This window comes from Ruminiclostridium cellobioparum DSM 1351 = ATCC 15832 (assembly GCF_000621505.1).
Taxonomy (GTDB): Bacteria; Bacillota; Clostridia; order Acetivibrionales; family DSM-1351; genus Ruminiclostridium; species Ruminiclostridium cellobioparum.
Genome location: NZ_KK211294.1, coordinates 45865 through 69000, shown reverse-complemented (window position 1 = coordinate 69000; position 23136 = coordinate 45865). Strand labels below are relative to the sequence as shown.

The 23136-nt window shown below is 39.6% G+C and carries 26 protein-coding genes and 1 riboswitch; of the genes, 5 read left to right on the top strand and 21 right to left on the bottom strand.

The window, feature by feature from the left end:
• Positions 1-39: 39 nt before the first annotated feature.
• Positions 40-606, bottom strand: a complete 567-nt coding sequence (locus T344_RS0124805) for a DUF1697 domain-containing protein (protein WP_027630944.1) — start codon at positions 604-606, stop codon at positions 40-42.
• A gap of 174 nt (positions 607-780) precedes the next feature.
• Here T344_RS0124805 and T344_RS0124800 point away from each other — a divergent pair, with 174 nt between their 5' ends.
• Positions 781-1239 (top strand): hypothetical protein, encoded by a 459-nt coding sequence (locus T344_RS0124800; RefSeq protein WP_027630943.1) that lies wholly within the window; start codon positions 781-783, stop codon positions 1237-1239.
• A 163-nt stretch (positions 1240-1402) separates the two neighbouring features.
• Complete coding sequence (locus T344_RS0124795) at positions 1403-1750, top strand: VOC family protein (RefSeq protein WP_027630942.1); 348 nt, start codon at positions 1403-1405, stop codon at positions 1748-1750.
• Here the strand turns inward: T344_RS0124795 and T344_RS0124790 are convergent.
• The 7 genes from T344_RS0124790 to T344_RS0124760 form a co-directional block, all read right to left on the bottom strand.
• Positions 1739-2119, bottom strand: coding sequence for a ribosomal maturation YjgA family protein (locus T344_RS0124790; protein ID WP_027630941.1), 381 nt, complete (start codon positions 2117-2119; stop codon positions 1739-1741). The two genes, T344_RS0124795 and T344_RS0124790, sit on opposite strands and share 12 nt — an antisense overlap.
• Positions 2120-2129: 10 nt before the next feature.
• Positions 2130-2903, bottom strand: a complete 774-nt coding sequence (locus T344_RS0124785) for a DUF2971 domain-containing protein (RefSeq protein WP_034863114.1) — start codon at positions 2901-2903, stop codon at positions 2130-2132.
• An 80-nt stretch (positions 2904-2983) separates the two neighbouring features.
• Positions 2984-3619: a DUF998 domain-containing protein gene (locus T344_RS0124780; RefSeq protein ID WP_027630939.1), complete on the bottom strand. Its 636-nt coding sequence runs from the start codon at positions 3617-3619 to the stop codon at positions 2984-2986.
• A gap of 207 nt (positions 3620-3826) precedes the next feature.
• Positions 3827-4003 (bottom strand): hypothetical protein, encoded by a 177-nt coding sequence (locus T344_RS29270; RefSeq protein WP_004623240.1) that lies wholly within the window; start codon positions 4001-4003, stop codon positions 3827-3829.
• A gap of 70 nt (positions 4004-4073) precedes the next feature.
• Positions 4074-5306, bottom strand: a complete 1233-nt coding sequence (locus tag T344_RS0124770) for a Ger(x)C family spore germination protein (RefSeq protein WP_027630938.1) — start codon at positions 5304-5306, stop codon at positions 4074-4076.
• Entirely contained in the window at positions 5299-6408 is a 1110-nt protein-coding gene (locus T344_RS0124765) for a GerAB/ArcD/ProY family transporter (RefSeq protein WP_051572252.1), read from the bottom strand. Before T344_RS0124765 ends, T344_RS0124770 begins: the two co-directional genes overlap by 8 nt.
• Entirely contained in the window at positions 6395-8113 is a 1719-nt protein-coding gene (locus T344_RS0124760; RefSeq protein WP_027630936.1) for a spore germination protein, read from the bottom strand. The genes T344_RS0124765 and T344_RS0124760 overlap by 14 nt, the downstream gene beginning before the upstream one ends.
• Before the next feature lie 223 nt (positions 8114-8336).
• Here T344_RS0124760 and T344_RS0124755 point away from each other — a divergent pair, with 223 nt between their 5' ends.
• A complete protein-coding gene (locus tag T344_RS0124755; RefSeq protein ID WP_027630935.1) occupies positions 8337-9578 on the top strand; it encodes a D-alanyl-D-alanine carboxypeptidase family protein in 1242 nt (413 codons plus the stop codon).
• 46 nt (positions 9579-9624) lie between these two features.
• On the opposite strand, the gene dapB is transcribed toward T344_RS0124755, so the two are convergent.
• Together dapB and T344_RS0124745 are read right to left on the bottom strand one after the other, a co-directional pair.
• Positions 9625-10476: a 4-hydroxy-tetrahydrodipicolinate reductase gene (gene dapB, locus T344_RS0124750; RefSeq protein WP_034863103.1), complete on the bottom strand. Its 852-nt coding sequence runs from the start codon at positions 10474-10476 to the stop codon at positions 9625-9627.
• A 188-nt stretch (positions 10477-10664) separates the two neighbouring features.
• Positions 10665-10805: riboswitch (cyclic di-AMP (ydaO/yuaA leader) on the bottom strand.
• A 111-nt stretch (positions 10806-10916) separates the two neighbouring features.
• A complete protein-coding gene (locus tag T344_RS0124745; RefSeq protein WP_027630933.1) occupies positions 10917-11705 on the bottom strand; it encodes a 3D domain-containing protein in 789 nt (262 codons plus the stop codon).
• A gap of 196 nt (positions 11706-11901) precedes the next feature.
• Between T344_RS0124745 and T344_RS0124740 the strand changes: the two genes are divergently transcribed.
• A complete protein-coding gene (locus T344_RS0124740; RefSeq protein ID WP_027630932.1) occupies positions 11902-13116 on the top strand; it encodes an amidase domain-containing protein in 1215 nt (404 codons plus the stop codon).
• A 60-nt stretch (positions 13117-13176) separates the two neighbouring features.
• Here the strand turns inward: T344_RS0124740 and T344_RS0124735 are convergent, their stop codons facing one another.
• From T344_RS0124735 to T344_RS0124690, 9 genes are all read right to left on the bottom strand, one after another.
• On the bottom strand, positions 13177-13932 hold the full coding sequence (locus T344_RS0124735; RefSeq protein ID WP_027630931.1) for a class I SAM-dependent methyltransferase: 756 nt from the start codon (positions 13930-13932) through the stop codon (positions 13177-13179).
• Between the two features lie 247 nt (positions 13933-14179).
• The gene (locus tag T344_RS0124725) at positions 14180-14797 is read right to left on the bottom strand and encodes a hypothetical protein (RefSeq protein ID WP_027630930.1); all 618 of its coding nucleotides are present in this window, start codon (positions 14795-14797) and stop codon (positions 14180-14182) included.
• Positions 14798-14859: 62 nt separating this feature from the next.
• The gene (locus tag T344_RS0124720; RefSeq protein WP_027630929.1) at positions 14860-15540 is read right to left on the bottom strand and encodes a DinB family protein; all 681 of its coding nucleotides are present in this window, start codon (positions 15538-15540) and stop codon (positions 14860-14862) included.
• Positions 15541-15579: 39 nt separating this feature from the next.
• Complete coding sequence (locus tag T344_RS0124715) at positions 15580-15846, bottom strand: hypothetical protein (RefSeq protein WP_027630928.1); 267 nt, start codon at positions 15844-15846, stop codon at positions 15580-15582.
• A 35-nt stretch (positions 15847-15881) separates the two neighbouring features.
• Entirely contained in the window at positions 15882-16430 is a 549-nt protein-coding gene (locus T344_RS0124710) for a GNAT family N-acetyltransferase (RefSeq protein WP_027630927.1), read from the bottom strand.
• A gap of 69 nt (positions 16431-16499) precedes the next feature.
• Positions 16500-17396 carry a hypothetical protein gene (locus T344_RS0124705; RefSeq protein WP_027630926.1) on the bottom strand — a complete coding sequence of 299 codons (897 nt, stop codon included), beginning with the start codon at positions 17394-17396 and terminating at the stop codon, positions 16500-16502.
• 181 nt (positions 17397-17577) lie between these two features.
• Positions 17578-18291: a flavodoxin family protein gene (locus T344_RS0124700; RefSeq protein WP_027630925.1), complete on the bottom strand. Its 714-nt coding sequence runs from the start codon at positions 18289-18291 to the stop codon at positions 17578-17580.
• Between the two features lie 85 nt (positions 18292-18376).
• Positions 18377-18793, bottom strand: a complete 417-nt coding sequence (locus tag T344_RS0124695; RefSeq protein ID WP_027630924.1) for a secondary thiamine-phosphate synthase enzyme YjbQ — start codon at positions 18791-18793, stop codon at positions 18377-18379.
• 347 nt (positions 18794-19140) lie between these two features.
• Entirely contained in the window at positions 19141-19875 is a 735-nt protein-coding gene (locus T344_RS0124690; protein WP_027630923.1) for a zinc dependent phospholipase C family protein, read from the bottom strand.
• Between the two features lie 278 nt (positions 19876-20153).
• Here T344_RS0124690 and T344_RS0124685 point away from each other — a divergent pair, with 278 nt between their 5' ends.
• Positions 20154-21026 carry a patatin-like phospholipase family protein gene (locus T344_RS0124685; RefSeq protein WP_027630922.1) on the top strand — a complete coding sequence of 291 codons (873 nt, stop codon included), beginning with the start codon at positions 20154-20156 and terminating at the stop codon, positions 21024-21026.
• Between the two features lie 52 nt (positions 21027-21078).
• Here T344_RS0124685 and T344_RS0124680 read toward each other — a convergent pair whose 3' ends face one another.
• Together T344_RS0124680 and T344_RS29265 are read right to left on the bottom strand one after the other, a co-directional pair.
• Entirely contained in the window at positions 21079-21591 is a 513-nt protein-coding gene (locus T344_RS0124680; protein ID WP_027630921.1) for an A24 family peptidase, read from the bottom strand.
• Positions 21588-23129 (bottom strand): DUF6382 domain-containing protein, encoded by a 1542-nt coding sequence (locus tag T344_RS29265; protein WP_051572250.1) that lies wholly within the window; start codon positions 23127-23129, stop codon positions 21588-21590. Before T344_RS29265 ends, T344_RS0124680 begins: the two co-directional genes overlap by 4 nt.
• Between the last annotated feature and the right edge of the window lie 7 nt (positions 23130-23136).

Below are 23136 nucleotides of genomic sequence, written 5' to 3'. Positions count from 1 at the left end.
ATAATAATATTATGATAAGAATTTTAAACGATTGGGATTTTAATGGGATGTATTTATGGCTTTTGCCAATCCTACAAGCTTATTCAGCGTCTTCCAGTTACGTACGGTAGCCGAGACATCCAGCTTCTGAAGATTATTGGCCAGTTTTGAATTACGGATACTATTACGGAAAAGCAGATAAACCTGCCTCCCAATAATTCGATATTCTTCATCAGCACTTTTGTATGCATTCAAACAATACATTTTTTCTTGGGACGGAGCATGTGTCATCAGTGAAACGTACAGGCTCTCTGCTTCTGACGACGTCTCCGCTTCGGATATTTCCCCCTCCGAAAATGGACAGTTCAGAATAATACTTTCCAACTCTGCCGCCGTTCTTAGAATAACCGGGCTTGAAATACCAAAAACCGCCCCGATCTCATGCTCTATTTTTTTTCGTAAAGCTTCCTCACCTTCATTTGATTTAAACAGCACATTTCCGCTTTGAATATATGTTTGGACTTCACAAAGTCCCATCGCTTCAAACATCCTTTTTAACTCAGCCATTTTAATTATATTTTTCCCGCCTACGTTTATTCCTCGTAATAGTGCTATATAAGCAGCCATATTTTCAGAACCTCCTCTGACACTTTATTATTTTTTGACCATATTAAATGCCCTTATGCATAGTATAATTTTAACTCTATTTTATCTCTCCGTACGAACTTATATTAGTATATACTTTATAATTATTTGTAATAATAATGATAACATATAAAGAGTCTTTAAGGAGTTATTATTATGGTTCAGCTAATTTTGTGGGCTACATTGATTGTACCCTGGTTTTTGCTCATACCTTTGGATATAAAGCGGGTTAAGCCATTTCTATCGGTTGCTTTTTTCACGCTACTGTTAACCTCTATTTATTGGCAGATAGCAGAGGTTATGAATTGGTGGACAATATCAAACAACCTGCCCTTCCTTACAAATGTATCCGCTTTTAATTATGGCTTATCCCCTGTAATAACAATCTATTTGTTTTATTTTACCTACTCCAGAGCTGTTCTGTTTTTTGCAGCAAATATCGCCGCAGACGCGTTCCAGGCATTTGTCATAAGTCCTTTTATATTTGAAAAGCTGGGGTTCTATAAAATGGGGACAATGAGTAATCTGGGACTTTTCCTCATAATAGTATCTCTTGTTCCAATAATCTACCTTTACCAGAGGTGGTACGAAAAAAGATTTATAAACAATTATTAATCCACGCTCTCTGTTTATCATTGTTATTCCATTTCATTGCATAAAGCTGTAAAATCATATTATATTGATTTGATATGCTTTAACACAGTGATAGGAAATGATGAATTATTCCGGTTTATTAAATCCTGTGTCAATTAAAATAAACAGGAAAAGGAAGAGAAAAATGAGGCTTGGAGAAGTTTGCATAGAAACAAACGATGTTATTAAGATTGCAGAGTTTTATAGAAAAATACTGAACATTTCTTTTGATTGCAGTGACGAAATACATCAGTACATCATCACCAAAGGCACGACCCTGACCGTTTACAATAATGGAGCAGTTAAAAACAATCAAAACCAAAATATAAGCCTAGCTTTCACAGTGGATGATGTTGATGCCGAATATGAAAGACTTTTAAAACTGGGTGTGCATATTATCGACGCTCCAAAACTACAGCCCTGGGGGGCAAAAAACATGCATTTTTGTGATCCGGACGGCAATCACATATACTTTAGGAGTTTACCTGAATAAATAAAATCCTATCAGCTTATCCGCCAGATATGCCATAACCCCTCCGATGGTATAAGCCAGCAGATCAAGGGGATCAAAGACCGAACCGATTATCAGCTGGGCGGCCAGGTTATTCTCCAGGCCCAGGTATTTAGTTATTTGAAGATACTGGAGAAATTCTGTGGTATATGACAGCGCCAGCGTGAATAAAACCAGCTTTATAGAGTTGAAATCCCTTATACCCTTGAGGAAATTATATATCACAAGAACAATGACGATATCTCCCAGAAAACCACGGATAACGGGATTTCCGCTGAAACTTCTCACTATAATATAACATATTATAAAACATAACCCCGACAAACTGAAGTAAATTATCCGCCTCTTCAAAATATCTCCTTTAATAATGCAGATTTTCATACAGCCCGGATCTTTTTATTGTAAATCCCGTGCCGTTGAGTTTATTTATCATATCCAGAATCTTTTGTATTTCTGAAACTTCATATTCGGCCATATCAGGAGACGCAATTATTCCGTCAATCAATTCAGCCGTATTTATGCCGAGCTTGATACCTTCCTCCGGAAGATAGACGAGTTCGGCTGCCTTATTTCTTTTGTAAAGCATTATTCTGAATTCATGCTCATATTCAAACTCCTTCCGTTTATTTTTAAAAGGAAGCAGCTCATAATTTATATAACCCTCGTCAAATGTTTCATTAAAATCAATATAGTCTACTTTGAACATTTCCATTTCGTATCCATCGGGCTTTTTTACCCTTTTGAGCTTTTCCAGGGTAGTGCACACGGCAATCCCCTGACCGGCTCTGGAATAAACCTCCCACATGGCGGCAGATTCACTGTCGTTCAAATGCCAGCAGCTGATAGCTGCCTTTCTCTTTCGTTCGCTGAACTTTTCCAGGAACTCTTTCCTGACATCATTTCTATAATGATTTCCTTCACAATTTCTTCCATGGCTAATTTCATTGCTGCCATGCACCGAACTATTATACAGTTCAGCAAAATGGAGATAATTCTGTTTTGGTATTGCCCCTTCATATTTATCCTTGAATTTATCCGCTCTGGCAAAATAAAGCTCCCCATTTATAAGGGTCAGAAATTTTAATACGTCGTAATATCTCCATAATTTATTTTCGCCTATATTATTTTCACTCATTGCTCTCCCTGATGCATTTCAATTTAAGCACTCAAACAAATTAATTGGTTAATTGGATAATTGTTTCAGGCAGCCCTTGATTATCGGCTTTCACTTTTACTAAATGTATAATATGCCGATATGACAAACATCATCAATTGCAGCGAGAAAATGACCATTCTTTCGGTAAGTCCCAGTATATCCAGTTTCAAGCCCATTCCTACCGGATTTGAAAAACCAAACAAAGTTATAAGTATGGATATTACCAGAATAAATCTGCCAAGACCTCTGAGCTTATCCTGCCTTATGTAGCCTATAGACAGCAAATAACCCGATGCAATGGTTGTAAATACCACAACCGCCGTAACCACTATGTGCATCATGTTTTGAAAGTTCATTTCGGTTTTGTCCCCTGTCAGTGGGAACATGGCATATCCCAGCAGGCTGGTAAATTCCATTATAAATAAAACTATGTACCCTGTTTTCACAAGTATGCCGTATTTCCTGAAAGCCTTTATTATCAAACCAATGGCAAAAAGAATGGTAAATATACCATAGAATAAGGTAAAAATACGGAGCAGCCCGGCATTAGGAGCACCCACAGCAGTTAGTGAGCTTATGTCCATGGTTACCGGGTTATACTCGGACCATAGTATTTGTCCCAAAAATATGTGGGTGAAATAAAATATTACTCCAATCATGCCCAGTGGCATAAAAAACTTTTCAATCCTGTACATATGCCAGTACCAGCACCCCTTCTTTGAATACACACATTAAGCTTCTGAATTTATTTTACCATTGCATTCCATCAAAAGTAAAGCCATGACAAGCGCATAGGAGGCTTATCACGGCCTTACAAAAAATGTATGTTGGATATACATATAAATTATTGACAACAAATCAATGCTTTTAACCTCCCATTTGTCAATATGTGCATTGAAAGCTTATAAAAACAGATATATGAACGGCAGCACTGTTGTAACAAGCGCAATAAGCATGACAATAAAAGCCCCGAATTTATTTTTTTTCTTCCAGGTCCAGACACCGAAGCTAAAGGTATAAATACTTATCCAAACTGCCGCCAGCATCAGCACAACATTAAATACAATGTTATTCTCCATCTCAGAATATAAAATCCTTTCTTTAATATCCTTTACAATCTCATCTGCCAAGTAATATATACTTTAGCATTTATTGTCCGTGCCTTATTACTTCGGTAGACAGCTTCAGATTATACCTGGCCTCTGGAAACACCTCCGGCCACCTGGCTTTTTCCCATTTGTCAATGGTGACAAAATTCCGCTTTGCCAGTTCCCCGTATCCGAATATATCCGACTTGAATTGGCAGGTCACTTTTTGAAGCAGATTCCGGACTTCCTTTTCAAGCAACTCTTTATACGCTCTATTCAATACACCTGCATTTCCAGGTTCATCATAATCATAATCACTTTGAACCGACTGGACATTGATATCCATTATGAGATCTATGCTAATCAAGGGTTTCCCGTCTTTGAAAGTAATATTTGTTGAGGAGGTCTTCTCTTTTTTTAAAATGCTCAACACCTTAAACCTGCTGTCCAGCGGGTCAACAATGTCAAAATTAATGTTGTTTTTTCCGGTCATAAGTGCGAATACCGAAGCTTCCCTTGCATTAAGTCTTCCAACCATTTTATCAAACTTAAAAACCGCAAGCCCATCCAGAGACATTCTCTGCTGTTCCTGACCGCCTCCCTCCTTTCCGGAACCGCCTCCGGATTTCTTCTCACCGCCTTCTTCCTTTTTCCCGTCATCTCCTCCGCCTTCGGGCTTTTTAGTTTCCACTATGTTCTTATCTACAGTGGTATAAATGGCCAGGGGTTGAGCCCCCTGATTCTTTGCCCTGTACAGATAATCCTCAAGTTGGGCCTGGGGCACAAGAAAATCTGATTCATAGGACTTGAAGAGCAGTTCATAATATCTGGAAGGATTTGATGAGAGCTTTGGCTGTATGGACTCCAGATATTTTTTTGCTCCCTGGGCTGCCACAATAATATTTATATCCTGCCTGATCTGCAAACCCTGCTGTAACCCGTTAACAAAGGCAGTAATACCTTTCTGGGCAATTGCTTCGGATACCACAATGATCTTTGTATGGGACAGATTGATTGTCCTGCTGAGATATTGGCCGGCTTTTTTTAAACCGGAAAGGAAATTATCCGTCCTATAAGAGGTAATATCGGTGCCTTCACCGCCCCCTCCTGTGATTGCCTGCGGCACAGCCGTCTGAAAGGTCAGGTCGAAGCTGTTTCCCTCTGCTTCATCTATCCCGATTGCTATCACATAAGCCAGATCTTCTATTTCCCTGTTATCGTAGCAGCCGGCCAGAACCCCCGAACAGAAAAACAGGCATAAAAGGGCTGCTGTAAATCTTTTGGTTTTAGTCAATCTCCCCGCCTCCTTCCGCCGACTTCTTTCCCACTTTTTTACAGGCTCCGAAAATTATAATGATCAGCGGCAGAACCAGTCCAGTCAGCCATATCATATTTGCTGCCTTTGAGTTTACCATATCTGCATCCATCCTTTTGAGTATGTCGGACACAGTCAATGAAATGACAGCCATCGGAAGAATAATGGGTTTTGATTTTTTTAAGCCGAGAGCTTTTTGCATTATGTGAAGAATAAAAGTGAAAACAACTCCCAGGTATAGTAAGGACGATATTGAGCAAATCAGTACGAATACAGATTCGATCCTCTGCAGGAAACTTCCGAATTCAATATGTTTTGCCATCTGAAAAACAGGTATTTTATTATCAACGGCAATCTGGTATGGATAAAGCAGTAAAAAGGACAGGGTTGCCCATAGCAGGAGAAATCCCGAAATTAAAATGGACATATAACCCACCCTTTTTATATATTTCTTTTTAAAAAAAGGTATCATAAAAAACAATATTATAATGGACGAATATGCCGAAAGCTTATACAGGCTTCCCATGGCTATGGAGCCATAACCCTCCCCCATCACAGGGAAAATATTATTTATGTCCATCTGGGGTATGACACCTGCCGTTATCAATAAAAAACCTGCTATAACCACAGGAAGCAAAAAGGCGTTAATTCTCACCACAGCTTCAATTCCAAAGTAGGCACATGCTATGATTCCAATGAGGAAAAGAATCTCAACAAAACCCAGAGGAGATTTATCCAGTGAAATCATTTTCAGCACCTGGGAAAAACCTCCCAAGAACGCGGTGAGTTCAAAAAACAAAAAAGCTGTAATTAAAAATCCAACGATAATCTTCAGTACTCTTCCGCCAACTCTTTCACTTATGTCCAGCAGATCCAGACTGCCTATATTCTCATATAAAGCTGATGAAATTGAAAAATAAATCAGTACGACTACCGTTATTACCAGGGATACCATCCATCCGGCGCTGCCGCCGTAAGCGGCCATATCCCTTGGAAATGACAGGAACACCTGGACAAATATCGAATTTACCAATACCGTTATTGCTTCCCAGGAGCCAAAAGTCATTCTAGTCTTCATCATCCTCACCCTCTGACTTATCATTTTTAACAGCCCAGCTTCTGCTTATTTTTGACTGGCTCTTAATATCCTTCGGATTCAGGTAATCGGGCCTGTATTCCTGTTTCCAGATGGGCTTTCTGGACAGCTTGTCTGAATACTTTTCTTTGGTCACCGGGCCAAAAGGAGCCAGGAACGGTACACCGAAGGACTTTGAGGCAGCAAGCATCAGGGCATTTATTGTAAGACCCAGAGCTATGCCCAAAAAACCGGCGGTTGCTCCGAGAATAATATAGGCAAACCGTATAAGCCTGATTGAAAAGGACATGGAGAAGCTTGGTATGGAAAAGGAACCAAGTGCTGTAATAGCAACAATTATTATCATAATGGGGCTAACCAGATTTGCAGCTACAGCTGCCTGTCCCAAAATCAGGCCGCCGACTATTCCTATGGTGGAGCCAATGGCTCCCGGAACCCTGATTCCCGCCTCTCTTATCAGTTCAAAGGAAAATTCCATTATCAGTATTTCAACCACCGACGGAAAGGGGACATTTTCCCTGGAAGCCTCAATTGCAAACAACAAATTTGTAGGTATCATTTCCTGGTGAAAATTGGTGACGGCAATATACAGCCCCGGTAAAAGCAGTGCAATTACAACACCAATGATCCTTATAACCCTTATAAAATTTACATAGGGGTATCTGATGTTGGTATCTTCAGACGTATGAAGGAATTCCGTCACTGTGGCAGGCATTACAAGAACATAGGGGCTGCCGTCCAGGATAACTGCTATATTTCCCTGGGAAAGCATGGTTGCCACCCTGTCTGGCCTTTCGGTGGCAATGATCTGAGGTGCAGCCACAAAGGTATTGTCTTCTATCAGCTGCTCCAGTTCACCGGTATCAAAAATATAATCAACATTAATGCTCTTTACCCTTTTTAAAACTTCGTTCACCAGCGAGTCATTTGCAATGTCACGTATATACATTACAGCACAGGGTGTATTGCTCCGCTTTCCTATGGTTGTGGACTCAATCATCAGATCCTTGTCCTTTAGTATTTTCCTGATAAGGGCAGTATTGGCCCTCAGCTGTTCATTAAAGGCCTCCTGGGAGCCCCTGATAACCGTTTCCGATCTTGGAGTGTCCACGCCCCTGTGTTCCCACGATTTGACATCAGCCGCAAATGCGTATTCCAAGCCGTCTACGAAAACCGCACAGCCTCCGAAATTGACACTTTCGGTTATTTCCTTAAAATCACAGACTTTTTTTATTTGATTGAACGGAAGCAGCCTGTTATATATAAACTCTCCGATGTCATGGATATTTTCCCTGATATCCAGATTTGAGAGCAGCATAAGAGGCTGAAGTATATTATTGCTTATGCTTGCTCTGTCGGTCATACCGTCTATGAAAACTATAAATCCCTTTAAAACCTTATCCTTTACGGTAATGTTGAATTTCCTGGTAACAAGGTCGCTGTTGTCGGGTATTTTGTAGATCCTCTTTACAACCTGAATGTTTAATTCCAGGTCTTTTGATATTTTCTTTTTTAATATTTCATCCCCGGCAGTGCAATCCCTGAATTCCTCCTCAAGCTCCTTCTTCCCGAAAACATCAAGAGATTCCGCATTGAGGGCAGTTTCACATTCCCGTCTTTTATTTTCCCTGAGAACAAATTCTTCCCTTTTATAATTTTCCCTGAAAATCAGATAATTTAAGAAACCCAATCTTTTTCCCTCTATCTGTATAGATTTTTTATACTTTTTAAGAGTATTATGGTAATTAACTGATTTTTATATACATACGTACCGGCTTACAAAATTTTGTAATGTTAATTTAATGATTTTTAATACATTTCTACCTTGTGAAAACATAGTTAATAATCTATCATTATAATTAGAAGCCTTTTACATAAGAAAACTTAAATAACAAATGAGGATTAAAAGTTAAATGAGGAAATTACATCACAAACTTGTTTTATTTATAATACTTTTGTCATCAATAATTTTAAACAGTATTCCTGTCCTGGCGTGGACGCCGGACGAGGAGCTGACTGCCAGCTCGGCAATTCTCATGGATACCATGAGAGGGCAGATTTTATTTGAAAAGGATGCGGACAAGGTTTTATCACCATCAATAATGTGCAAGCTTATGACGGCACTGATAACAATGGATAAGACACAGTTAAATTCCAAGGTGACCATCAGTAAGAATGCTGCCGGAATTAACGGGGCGTCACTGAACCTTACGGTGGGAAATCTGTATACGGTTGAAGACCTGCTGTATGGAATCATGCTGTCACCGGGAAATGATGCCGCCATCGCTTTGGCTGAATATGTAGGTGACGGTGATGTTAACAAGTTTGTGGGCTATATGAATGAAACAGCTAAAAAACTCATGCTTAACGACACTTATTTTGTCAATCCCACAGGTTTGTATGATGAAAAGCAGTTTACCTCTGTGAGGGATATTGCCAAATTGATTAAATCAGCCATTGCAAATCCGGTTTTCAACTCTGTTTTCGGTTCAAGAGGGATTGCATGGATCAACGGAAAAGATTCCTCTGTTTTGACAAATCAAAACAAATTGTTCTGGAGTTATAACGGTGTTGACGGCGGCAAGATCGGCACAAATCCCAAGCAGGGAGTCATATCTGTTACAACGGCCACAAGGGATGGGCGCAGGCTTGTAGCAGTGGTATTTGACAAGGATGAGGAAAGTACCCTCTCACAGACCACTCAGCTTTTTGACTATGGATTTACCAACTATTATAATGGGATCCTGGTTTCAAAAGACACCCCCTTAAGAACTATTGCGGTGCAGAATGTTGACGTGAACCTGATCAGTAAAATAGATGTCTATTACACATATCCCGTTGGCCAGAGCTATATAAAGGACATTAGCTTTACAAAGAATGAAAAGCTCGAATTACCCATAAAAACCGACACTGTTGCAGGTGTGCTGAAATACATTCTGGAAGATGGAACCGAAATTGATGTAGATCTCTATTCCGACAAGGAGATTGTGCCTGAACAGGATTACAAGACAAAGATAAAGACCATTCTGGATGAAAACCGGGATTTGGTATTAATAGTGACAATATTGATTGTTATAGAATTTGTACTTCTGTTTTATAATATTATTAAATTAATCATAAAAATAGCAAGGAAAATGGGACACCCTTCAAAATAAGGGGTCCCATTTTCTACAGGAAGGCTTGCACGACACAAGCCATATATCAGACAGATTTTTGCTTTAATTCCGGATTCCTTCTTCTTGACCTGTCATTGTTTTCAATATATGTTTTAAGTACCTTCTCCAGATCAAGCACATCTCTCATTTCAAAGTAACCCGATTTTTTGTGTACAAATTTTGCCGCCTTCAGAGCGCCCTGTGCAAAGGCTTTTCTGGAAAATGATTCATGGCTGATTTCTATTTTATCTTCTTCCCCCACTATCATCACCTCGTGCCTGCCTATAACCCCTCCCGCTCTGACAGAGTTGATGGGGATTTCTGACGCAGGCATTGGCATACCTGTATTTTTAAGTCCTCCCTGTATTTCAAGGGCAATTTTTTTTGCAGTTCCCGAAGGCGAATCCAATTTGTTTTTATGGTGTACTTCTGTAATCTGAAAATCATAGCCGTTTAAAAGGCTTGCCGTCAAATTGGTCAGCAGCATCATTACATTGACGCCCAGGGTTATATTTGGTGCGTATACTATCCCGTTTTTATATTTTCTGGTCAATATAAAAATCTTTTTGAGTTCATAAGGCGTAAAGCCAGTGGTGCCGATAACGATATTTACTCTGTACTTTGAAAATATCAATGCGTTTTTCAACGCAGACTTTGGATTGGAAAAATCAATGACAACATCAGGTTTATTTCTGAATATGATTTCTTCCAAATTATCAGAGCTTCTGATGATTATACCGGTATTATCAATACCCAGAACCCTTCCCAAATCCATATTTTTTGTTTTGCTCGACGGACTGCAGATAACTGATACCAGTTGAATATCCTCCTGATCCAACACTGCCTTGGCTATCTCTTTTCCTGTGCGGCCCAGTCCTGAGATGCAAACTTTAATCATAAACAGACCCCTCCCCGAAATATAGTGGTTGATAGAAATGATTAAATTTAACTGAAGAAAATGAATTGAATATGTTCCAAATGAATGAAAGAACAAATGTGGCAAGCCACTCTTGCAAACTTCCCCGATTAAATAAAAAAACTACAGTATACACTGTAGCATTGGATAAGAAGCATAATTAATATGATTCACTTTCTCCCCAACGCTTACGAAGTTAGCTGACGGATTCGGATTGGTCGAGACTAACCCTACCTGAAAATTCAGGATTCACCCCAATATATGGTTCCCCCGCTCACGGCAAAAGTGCCGTAACTCAGCGATTAAAAAATATTAAGTTAAATTTATACTGTCATTATACACTAAAATCTCATTTTGGTCAATATTTCCTCATTTTGGTTTAAATTTATTTATATTTTATTATATGCGTATGTTATATCGGATTATGACATAATAGATTCATCAATCTTCCCATTTCCAAGCTTCACTAAATAAACATCGTAATACTCCTCGCCCAGCTCGTATGCAAATTTCTTATCAAGAACTGCAAAATCAAACCTCTTTTTGCCTTTTATGGCACTTCCCGTATCCATGGCAACCGTATACCCAAGGCCTTTTATATAAAATACCGTACCATAGGGCCAGTGTTTTCTGTCCACCGCTATTGACACTCCGGGAACAATTGGCAGTCCTGAACTGGTTATACCTTTGTCGTTTCCGCATTCCTCACTTGAGGGAGTATAAGCTGTTCCCAGGAACTTGCCGAGATATTTCCCCTTTGTGTTGGTTTCAAGAGTCCCCCCTTTATAAATCGTGTAAGATTGAGGGGTTACACCTACTGAAGCCGCCTTTTTCAAAGATTTCTGCAATTCCAGATTATCACCGGCCAATTCCTTTTGCAGCACTTCAAGCTGCTGATTTTTTTGTTTTAAGGCATCCAGCTCTTTTTTAATTTTTTCATTCTGCTTTTTTAATTCACTGTTCTCTTTATTGAGTTTCTGGCTTTGATCTTTATAGGAATTGCTGTTTGCCGTCAAAGAGTGATTGGTTTTCATTATCATCATGGCAGAGATGGACTGGCTGTTGTACTTATCCTTGTACATGGTTACTACATCGTTGATCTTCAGGCAGAAGAACGATAAAACTGCAACCGTAATGACCAATACTATAATCAGAGTTTTTAACATTATACTTCCGCTATTTTTCATTTTAAAATCATCAGTGTTATCCATTTTTTATTAAGTACTCCTAATTTAAAAAATAAATTTAATATGCCATTATCTATTATTTTCCAAAATGCTTGTCTTTTATACCCAGCATAACAAACATTTCTCTGGAGATAATTTTACCTGAGGTAACGCATTTTGAAAAAAATTGGTTTCCTTGAGCGGTAAACCCGGGAGGCGATGCTTTATCAGGAGGATTCACATGTCAAGAAAAGTACTATCGGCATTCGGTATTCTGTTTTTGCTAATAGGGGCAACTGTAAATATTGCAGCCAAACCTGCCGGCTCCCATGCAGCCGAAACCACGGTAAAAGAATATCTGCGTGAAAAGATGAATTCCATAACGGCCCGGAATGTGGACGTTTTGGATAAATATTATTCAAAACAGGCTGACGAAGCGGAAAAATATCTGCTTTTCACTAAGAATCATATCTTGCAGGATTATTTAATTTCCTATGCAAATAACAATTATGCCATAAAGAAGATTTTTCCCAACGTGAAAATTATCAGTACTGCAGAAGAGCAAAATACATTGACAATAAATGCACTTATGACGGCATTTGTCCATTGGAATGCCGAAAACTCCTCCGGTGACCCTGTTGTGGGGATGATATCGGAAAGACACGAACTTCAGGTAATCAAGGAAAATGGGCAATGGAAAATTATCCGGGATAACTTTGAAACCGGACGAGGTAATTCGGAACAGTGCCGTCTTGAAGCACCGGACAGGCTTAGATCCTCTTTGAATGAGTTAAGGAAAACTTCGTCTGCTTCATTGAGCAGGTCCAAAAGCAGCCCCCCTTCAAAATTGCAAATTGTGCCGCGCTCAAACAAGAGGGAGCAAAAATCCAGGACCGGGTACAGCAGGGACAACGCCTTCAACTGGGCACAAAAGCACTGGAAAAACTATTCAAATGAATATATCAATTTTGGTAAAAATCAATGGGATGGCGGAGATTGTACAAATTTCGTCTCCCAGTGTATCAGGGCCGGAGGAGCCGAAAATGATACCAAAGGAAGCCATCAGTGGTACTATATAAGAAAGGGCGCCTCCTCCAATACAAAAGCCGTCAGCTATTCCTGGACCTGGAGCACCGCAAGGGGCCTGAATTCAATTTTACTTGGCAATTACAACAAAAAAGAATTCGGCCCCAAGGGAATTCAAAAAGTTATTTTTGGGGATTCGTCCTATACAAGTGATATCGGTGAATATGTAAACTATGGAGATATTATTCAATATGAGTTTACCGCCGGTTCAGGGATTAAACATTCAGCCATTATTGTGGGAATGGTTCACAACAGCGCTCTTGACAGGTATGAGCCTGTTATAGCCACCCATTCCTTTGATTCCTGGAATTTACCCTGGACCAAAGACGCATATAGATCACTCTTTGTGCATATTGCAGATATCAATTAATATCTGCCGCTTTTAGAACCTGACTGTTAACCGGTATTACCCTTGTACCCCTTTACTGCTTCACTGCACTTTGCCCGAATAGCATCTTGTTACATTAGGAACAGCAACCTTGCCACTGACACTGTATCTGTCAAATAACGACGTTATTGCATTTACAAATTTAACATAATTGGTTTCTTTCTCATTTGGAGCATAGGATGCTGAAAGATTCCTTCCTATGAAGCCCTCCAGATCATATGAAATTTTGTTGTCAAATTGTTTTGTTTCATATGAGCCGTCTTTAAAAAAAATGGATAAGTCGGAGGGTTTTTCTTCCATCCCGCCTGAGAAACCTGTGAAATCCGGACAATACTTTTTACAGATTTCAGCATTTTCCATTACAAGTTCCGACCCGGCAGCCCGGCTGTTCCATACCAGCACCGCCAATCCCCCAGGTTTTAAAATCCTCATGCATTCTTTTTGGAAAGCCAGAGCATCAAACCAGTGGAAGGCCTGTGCTACAGTGACAAAATCAATGCTCCGGTCATCCAGTCGGGTATTTTCCGCCGTACCGTCTACCGAATAAAAATTATTGAATCCGGCTAATTTCGTTTCAGCCATCCTTCTCATATCATTGTTGGGCTCCACGCCATAAACCCTGCTCCCCTTCTCCAGGAGCTGTCTGGTGAGAATTCCGGTGCCTGCACCCACGTCAGCGATTGTACTTGTTCGGTTAAAACCGGCACTGTCGTATAAATAGTCAATAAAAGCCTTTGGGTACTCGGGTCTGTATTTTTCATAAATATTTGCCTTACCGCTGAATTTTTCGGTGTTCACGATTATTACCTCCCATGCTTTTCTGAGTATTATTCTAACATATCGGAGTTGTTTTTGCTTTCCGTATTATTGACATATATTTTATTTCAAATTGCAAAATTTATATTTGTTCCGGGCAATGGCAAACACGGCCCTGGAACCATTTATATCGCAGATATCAAACGAGCTGTTTCCGCCGCTTCCGGTTATATGCTCCAACTCCAGGGACAGTTCCTCCAGAAGACTGGATGCCTTATGTATTTAACCTTTATTTTAGTTCAACTCCGGGATAGCTGTCATAGGCTGAACCAATAATACATAACTGATCCAGCACCTCAGAAAATATCTCAAAAAGACCCTTTAATTGCTTAATATCCTTTAAGATGCCGGGTATGGAGAAATACAGTTCATCAACTCCTTCGGGGAAAGCAGTTCCAAACCACCCCTCGTCATCCTTTACTTCCAGATGAAATCTGGCTTGCATCAACATTAACTTTTGAAGCTGCAGACTCTTGAATAATTCCTTTATTTTCTCCTTGTTGTTTCCCTTAATAACAAATGCTTCATCAAACTCCGGGTTTCCGACCTCAATGTCCTGCATTCCCAGGGCGGCACCCATTTCACTAAAAATACCGCTTTTATTTATTTTGAACCTGATTCCGTCCCTATTTACATAAGGAGCTCTTATTCTGGTATATGCGGTGGTGGCTTGACCGGTTGAAACAGTATATGTATCAAGTGTGACAATCCAGTTTTTTATGCGGGCAATGATTTTGTCACTCTTGAAAAACCCGCCTTCTATGTACTCACTGTTTTCCAGCTGCAGGCTTAGCTGCTTCCAAATCTCCTTCTTGCTGGGTCCGAAAATCTCCCTCATAACTCCCATAATGGCCTCCTATCTGGTTTATCATATCTATATCTATGCTTAATTTTATCCTATAAGTCGGCCTAAACCCGAATCTTACTTTTAAGCTTTAAGCTGTCATTTATGTGCACCAACTGATGCCGGGTTATGGGCATCAGTATTATTCCGGCAACAGTCTTTTTTTCCCAAAAGTCCAATAGCCACCTGGACTGGTCCGACCCGGTAACACCGCCTTCCTCCCATATCCTTCGGATGCTTTCGGGCCTGACTTTCCGCTTTATGTCTTTGGGCACCAAATTCTTTAATATTTCACGGGTTTTCCTGCCGACAGCCATCCTGTAATTTCTCAGTTCCAGCATATCAAGCTGTGCACTGAATTCAGCAATCTCGCTGTCGCTCATTGCATTTCCGGTATCAGTCACCGATACTTTCATTTTATCCAGCCAAGCTCCGTAACTTAAGACCTGGCTGCTTTCGGCTATGAGAATATTGGCCGTCAGATCTTCTATTCTGGTCAGATGCCATAAATTCCAGGCTATGGTGGAACCCTTGTTCTTATATTGGGAACCGAATACTCCCGGGTCAAGCCCTTTCCACAATTCATCCTCATATGTCGGAGCAGCCTTTCCCGACATTTCGGACGCATGTACAAGACTATGCATATCAAGTGCCAGATCCATTGCTTCACGGAATTTGTCCTGTTTTAAAATCATTTCCTTTAGTCTTGCCTGCTTGGGATTCCAATCCCTTGTAATACCTTCCATGCTCCCACCTCAATGACTTGTCAAATAACTTTAAATACGTTACACTCTTCGCCTTATTTTATCGGGTGCCTGGTCATAATCGGCATCTTCCTGGTATCTGAGCCTTCCTGCCTGCCCCTCCTGCTGTTTCACAAGCATCTCAATTTCAAGTTGATTGTTTGCACGAATTTGCTCGGCTTTTAATGTGGTTTCAGCATTTATCCGGGCAATTTCCAGCTTGTATTTCATCACCTTATTTACTATAAACGGTATTACTATTATTAACGCCAAGCCCAGGGAGCCTACCACCGGTATCCAATCTTCCACTATGAATTCCTCCTGTTAATATGATTAAATATGATTTAATGTGTTTTATTCCACTCTTCAGCCAGAATACCATAAACAGCATGATTTACATAGTGGTCATACAGCCATTCAGCCTGTCTTACCGAGCCCTCCAGCGTAAATCCCAGCCTTTCAGGTACTGCCCTGCTTTTTTTATTAAATTCTGCTGCTCTTATTTCAACCCGATTTAAACCCAGGTCTTTTATCACATGATTTATAATTGCTCTGCAGGATTCTGTCATTATTCCTTTGCCCTGGTACTCTTCGGCAAGCCAGTAGCCTATTGTAGTTTTTTTATTGCTCCAATCTATACCATGGAGGCCGATAGAACCTGCAATTTCACCTTTATAGTATATTCCTGCCTGAAATCCGTTATTATCAGCCAACTGCTTTCTTGAGGACCTGATAAAATCTTTTATGGCATCCACACTTGTCGTTGCTCCGACCCATGGCAGCCATTCTCTTAAGTACAAACGGTTATTATCAATCAATTTATACAGTTCTCTGGCATTCTTATTTTCCATGACTCTCAGTTGAATATGGTCATCTACCTGATAATAGAACATAAATCACCTCTGTAAATTTTCAAAAAGTTAATATAAATCAGACTGCTTCCATTATTTAAAAAATAATTGCTATTTGTCACTATTCTTTTGAAAAGAAAGATTTTTTAAAGTAAATACACCACTGTCAAATTCAACTTCAGAGTTGATCTCACCAATAAAATCAGGAGAAGCGTAAGACTTTCTGATAGCACCCAGTGCAAACCGCGCCATTATTTTTTTATCCTTGAATTCATATCCTACTATATTTCCAAAACCAATATTATTGTTATCAATATCATCTTCTGTATTTGCCAGTTCAAAAGAATTTACTTTTTTTCCGACAGTGACATCGGCCAGCAGAGAACTACCCTTTTTATGCGTATTAAGCTTTACCTGCTTATTCAGCTGCTGTACATAATCTGTAAAGACATAATCCTTAAAATACTCTTTATTTGGAACCAGATAGCTTCTATCCTTTGGATCATCAGAAAGCACGTCCTTTTCAGAAACCTTGACCATGTGCAGCTCTTCAACCGAATACCCTGTCCCGGACCCTGTATAAAGTATTACAGCCAGTTCCTCCCTGCCATCCCCGTCAAAATCAGCCAATTCCATTCTGGGAAGTATAAATCTCGGAGTCAGATAGTTCCAGTCATAAAAATGCCCGGTATTATTACAATAAAGTATTACTCCATTATCCTTTTTGCCGTATAGGAATATGTTTTTATCAGGTATTGCGGCAATCATAGGAATTTTTTGGGCTTCATATTCCTCCCAGGACTTAATAACCCCGGTATTTGTATCACCCACAATATTGGTTTCTGCCAAAACAGCCTTTGAACTGACCGCTTCATAATTTGCCGCCGCCGGGGTTTCCAAAGCCGTGTAGAGCTTGCTGTCCGCTGAACAGCCGCTTATACCCAGCGTAATTGTGACCGATAATATGATAGGCTTTATAGCCATTAATATGATATTTCTTTTTCTCATTTGTCTTCTCCTGCTTTCATGTCAAACGGATCATCCTCTTGGTCTTTTCCTGCTAAACTTAATACCGTCGATATTCCAAATAATATCATAAATTATATATATTTGGGTAGTTTATTTTAAGCAGAGGGAGCTACACAAAAAGCTGAAACCTCATGATTTCAGCTTTGCCAGATATTCTGATTTAAAACGGCTTGTTCTGACCGGTCAGCCATCCTTTTTGAAGCCAGTATTTTTTATCTGTGTGACCGTCTTCATAGTCCCTCATAACCTTTTTAATATATATAAACATAAATTTAATAAATATTGTGGCAGGGATCTTTTTTCTATTTACCAGTGCTTTATGAAACATATCGGCTTTTTTTCCAATAAGCTTTTGCAATTTGATCTGCTTTCCAGCCTTCATATCTTCCCAATTCCTGGTAGATACGGTCAGTCCCAAACTGTAAATCCTTTTGACACCCCAGTACCTCAAAGTCCTTGATACGGCCTTTATAGCTTTTCCGGTACCCGCACCTGCCGTTGTGGAAATAACCATAGCTACCTTTGAGAACATCTCTTCCATTGGTCTGTGGGGCAGGTATATATATCCGAAATGATCCATGAAGGACTTTATAACACCGCTCTCTGCAAGTACATAAACCGGTGAAGTCAAAACAAGACCGTCAGCTTCTTTCATGGCCTGCTCAATTGGCTGTGTATACTGGGCATGAGGACATTTGTCGGCACTTTCGTCATAACAGTTGCAGCAGCCGCAGCAAAAATAAGGTAATGCCCTGGGCAGATAAAACTCCACTATTTCAAGTTCGGCATTTTTCCTCAACTGTTCCATGAATATTTGTGTCGTCTTGTACGTATTGCCCTTTCTGGGGCTTCCGTGAATCACACAGATTTTCATAATAATCTCCTTTTCTCCAGATAAAGCTTACTGATTAAAGGGAAACTATAAATGTAAGATACAAAGCTGCAGGATATTCAGTATTTTATTCTCCAATAATTTTCACAAGAACCCTTTTCTCTCTTTTACCGTCGAATTCACCATAAAAAAGCTGTTCCCAGGTGCCAAAATCAAGTTTTCCGTTTGTAACCGCAACAACAGCTTCACGGCCCATTATCTGCCTTTTCAGATGTGCATCGGCATTATCTTCAAAACCGTTGTGGTTATACTGGCTGTATGGTTTTTCAGGGGCAAGTGTCTCCAGCCATTTTTCGAAGTCCTGATGCAATCCGGCTTCATCATCATTTATAAACACACTGGCCGTAATATTCATAGCGTTGACCAATACCATTCCTTCTTTTACTCCGCTTTCATCAATACACTTCTGAACCTGCGGAGTGATATTTACATATGCCCTGCGCTTTGGAATATTGAAATACAGTTCCTTGCGGTATGATTTCATCTGTCTGCTCCTTAAAATTATAGAATGAAACATGCTGCAGCACATTATACGGCATGTTTTTAAGCTAATACTGAGGGCTGTAATACAACGGTTTCCTTTGTCTGGTATATAAGGCAACCATATCCTCTTTATTATATATTAAACAGGTACCAATTGTACATGTCTAAGTTACTAAAACCCATTATTATTAAATATACGGATCGATTGATTTATTTGATGATTTGGTGATGGCCTCAATTGATGAGGCCTGTCCAATTTTTCGGAAGATTTGTTGGATTATTTATATATTTATTTTTTATATGCAATTGCCTGTAACAGTTTAATCTTATGCAAAAAAACCGGCTTGGTCACATTGACCGTATTTCATTCGACAGTATTTCACTTGATTGTATATCATTGTAAAACATTGAAAACAAACCTGCAGTACTTCTTTGGGCTAAAGGCAGTACAATCTTTGTCAGCTCATAGTACCGTCGTTCATCATCAATAATTGTGCTCAACCTGCTGTTTGCCTTAATGGCATTAATGGCATTTTGACGTATAAATTCTTTTATGTCCTTGAGATAACAACCATTTTCGCAGACTAAATATTCAGGTGTGCTGAGCAATGTATCCCTTACAAATTTTTCAAATTTGTGATGTTCCTTCAAAAGCTTGATATTTGCATGCTGCGGTACAGTCATGTCCTGTACCAGATGGGCTGCTGCTCCAAGAAAAAACATTGCCCGTTTTATATCCCCTGATTCATAGTAACCCAGTGCAAAGGAGTAATAGTTATTTGCCAGGGAGAGAGCATTGGTGTTTCCGTAAAGTCCCCTGTCTTTTATGGGATTATAAAAATGACCTGAACTTTTGAAATCCTGATCGGCCCAAACGACACCAAGGTTTAATTCGGTTATATATTGTGAGAAAAGCTTGAACTGTTCAAATTTCTTATCACTCTTAAGAATTACCAGTGCTTGAATATTAATGACTCTATGTACTTTACATTCCGTAGTCATTATAACCTTTTTAACAGGGTTTATTGCTTTCATTGTGTATTGAAATAATTTTCCATATGAATTTTCAACAATTGTAGGCATTACAACCTCCTATAATACTGCGACTAAGCTGCGATTTTTAATACATTATATACTCTATTGCCATCTAAAAGTATCATCCCTGATAAAAGTTTACAATGATTTTACATTTTAGAATTTGCCCAAAAACATTATATATCAAACCTTAAAATATACTGTTAATATAATTATCTCTGAAAATGCAAAATAAAGCATTGTTGAATATATATAAATTTTACGGTATAATTCAGTAAGAAAATGGCAAAAGTTTTAGTCTGACAGCATGTAAGGAGTTAAATCATATGGCTAAAGTAAGTTTGATACTTGAAGGCGGGGGGATGAGAGGCTTATACACTTCCGGAGTATTGGATTGTTTTTTGGATCGGGGACTGGCTTTTCAGGACATCATAGGAGTATCTGCAGGCGCATGCAATTCGGTGTCTTACATCACGGGACAGAGGGGAAGAAATCTGGACATCAATGCCGGCTTCTGCTCAGATAAGCGATATATAAGTATTTCAGGCCTTTTTACCAGGGGTTCTATCTTCAATATGGACTTTTTATTTGACGACATACCTAATAAGCTGCTCCCATTTGATTATGAAAAGTTTAAAAATGCCGAATGCAGACTGACCGCCGTATCCACCGATTGTGCAACAGGCAGGGCGGTGTACACTCCCATAAGGGATATGGCCACTGACGGCATTTATGTCAGAGCCTCCAGTTCTATCCCGTTGGTATCACCTATTGTGGAGGTTGACGGAAAACAACTTGTAGACGGCGGTCCTTCGGATTCCATACCGATACGCTACTCCGTTGACAGCGGCTTTGATATCCACATTGTGGTTCTTACCCGGCATACGGGCTACGTAAAAAAGAAAAGCAGGTTATATCCATTATGCAAGCTTGCACTGAGGAAATTTCCCAACCTGGTCGATTCCATTAAAAACAGGCATCTGGTCTATAATGAAAGTATCGGATTTGCAGAGGAACTGGAAAAGCAGAACAAAGCCCTTATAATCAGACCAAAACAACCAGTGGAAGTATCCAGATTCGAAAAAAATCCCGATAACCTGAGAAAGCTGTACCAGAAGGGTTACGAAGATGCCGCCGAAAAGTTCAAGGATATAATGGTGCTTTGCAGGGATGCGGATAATATAATTTATACTCCCTGACAAGTACCGGCTTATCAACAGCATCATACCTGCCGGTATATCCCGGTAAATCCTATAATACGAATTTTATCAGCAGCAGGATACCCGCCCCCGCCGCGACAGACGGAGACAGCTTTATAATGTGCCTGCTGCTTCCGCCCAAGTCAATTATATGGTTCCCCCTGCCACAGATAAATAGCTTCAACTCCGTTCCCAGTGCACGAAAGCCTTTTACGAATTCCCCCGAACCTGACAGTTTTACAATGGACACCACCCCCGCGGCAAGAATGGAGTAAGCCATAATGCATAAGCCCTCCTTCCATCCCACCAATGCGCCGATGGCACTGAACAGCTTTATATCACCGGCACCTACCAGTCTGAGGTAAAAGAAACTCCAGAGCAGGATTACCGGCAGAACCATGCCTGCGGCACTTAGCCAGAAGCCTTCTGCACCACTGCTATAAGTGTTTATTGAAATTCCAGCAAAGCTTGAGATAAGCACGTAAGCATTTTTGATTTTAGAAGTTTTCAGATCGCTTACAATTGAAAATACCAGCAGAACAAACATAGCCGAATAGCGAATCATATTGCCTCCTCCAGAGGTTTTGCAGAGGCAAAGAATTGATACTCCTTGTTTGCAAACCGGACTAAATCGTTGTTTAATACCTTATACCTTGTATTGGGCACCAGTCTTTTTTCATTGACAAAAGTTCCGTTCCTCGAATTACAGTCAACCAGATAATAAATCCCCTCTTCAGATAATATCTCGGCATGTATTTTCCCAACCGCACTGCTGTTGACCACGGCATCAACCAGTCCTTCCATGCGGCCTACCAGAATACTGCTTTTGTCAAATTCAATAACAGCCTCCCCCTGTGTTTCCTTTAAATATGCCCCGGCATTGATACCGGGTTTTCTTATTATTTCTGTTTCACCACTGTAAACACCTTGAGGTTCAGGGATTTTATCTTTACTGCTCTCCTGTTTGGAAACTGTGTCCGTTTCAGCTCTCGGAATTGCTTCTTTTCCCGGGTACTCTTTTTCAGAAAAAACTCCGGCCCTCATTTTATCCGCTATAAAGCTTATTACCTCCGTTCCATTGCCTTTAAACGTATTTCCGTTCCTCTCCCTTATCAGCCTGAAAACAAGTATGTCAACGCTTGCAAGAATCACGAAGCCAATAATAGCTGTTATGCTTTTACCTTCACCGGTATCAATAAATCCACTGGTTATTGCAAAGATATATGCTATTAATAATATTGGCTGAAGCAGGATAAAACCTGTGTTTACTTTTTTACCCGTTTCCTCTTTGATGGTTTTTTCAATATCTTTTTTCTGTATAATTCCGGGTTTATAGTTTTCAGTATTGTTGTTTTCCTCATTGGATAAAGGTATTTTAATATTTCTGGCCTGTGCTGCAGTCCTGGATTTTTTATCTGTTTTCTCATTGATTTTTTTGTCCGCCTTTCTCCCCATTCTTTTTTCACGTACGGGGTCCGCTGTATCATCAGTATAATTTTCCAAAGCCTGAACCTGATTCTTAATGTCAATTTTAAGAAGGATTTCCAGCTGAGCTTTAAGGATGCTGAGATTGAACAAATCGCTCTTGATTACCTCAAGAAGCCTTTGCAGATAGTTATCACTGTCCTCCCTGTAAAAATTGGCCATATCCACAATGAGCTTTATAAAGAAGGTTTTATAATCATTTTTAATTCCTGAAAACGGGAGATATACAAAGTAAAGCTCAATCCTTTCGGGCTCCACAAAAATATACCTTTCATCCAGTAGGATATTGCAATCATGGAGTAAATAATTTTTAATGCGGCAAATATTATTTATAATATTAAGAGCCATTATTAAAAACTCATTTCTCGAAAATTTTTTCCTGGACGTGAAATTTGCCAGAGAGCACTTGGAGGTAACATTATAAAAGCAGTTCAACCCGTTTCCCACATAGTTGATATTGAATTTCAGTAAACCGTTTATATTATTGTTCAGCAGCATTTGCACCTGGTAATTCAAAATACTGCTGCAATCTTTTACTCTTAAAACCAAATAATTGGATATTGAATCATTTTCAAACAGCACATCAAAAGCAAACTCTTTTTCAAAATCTTGGTCCATTAGGAAC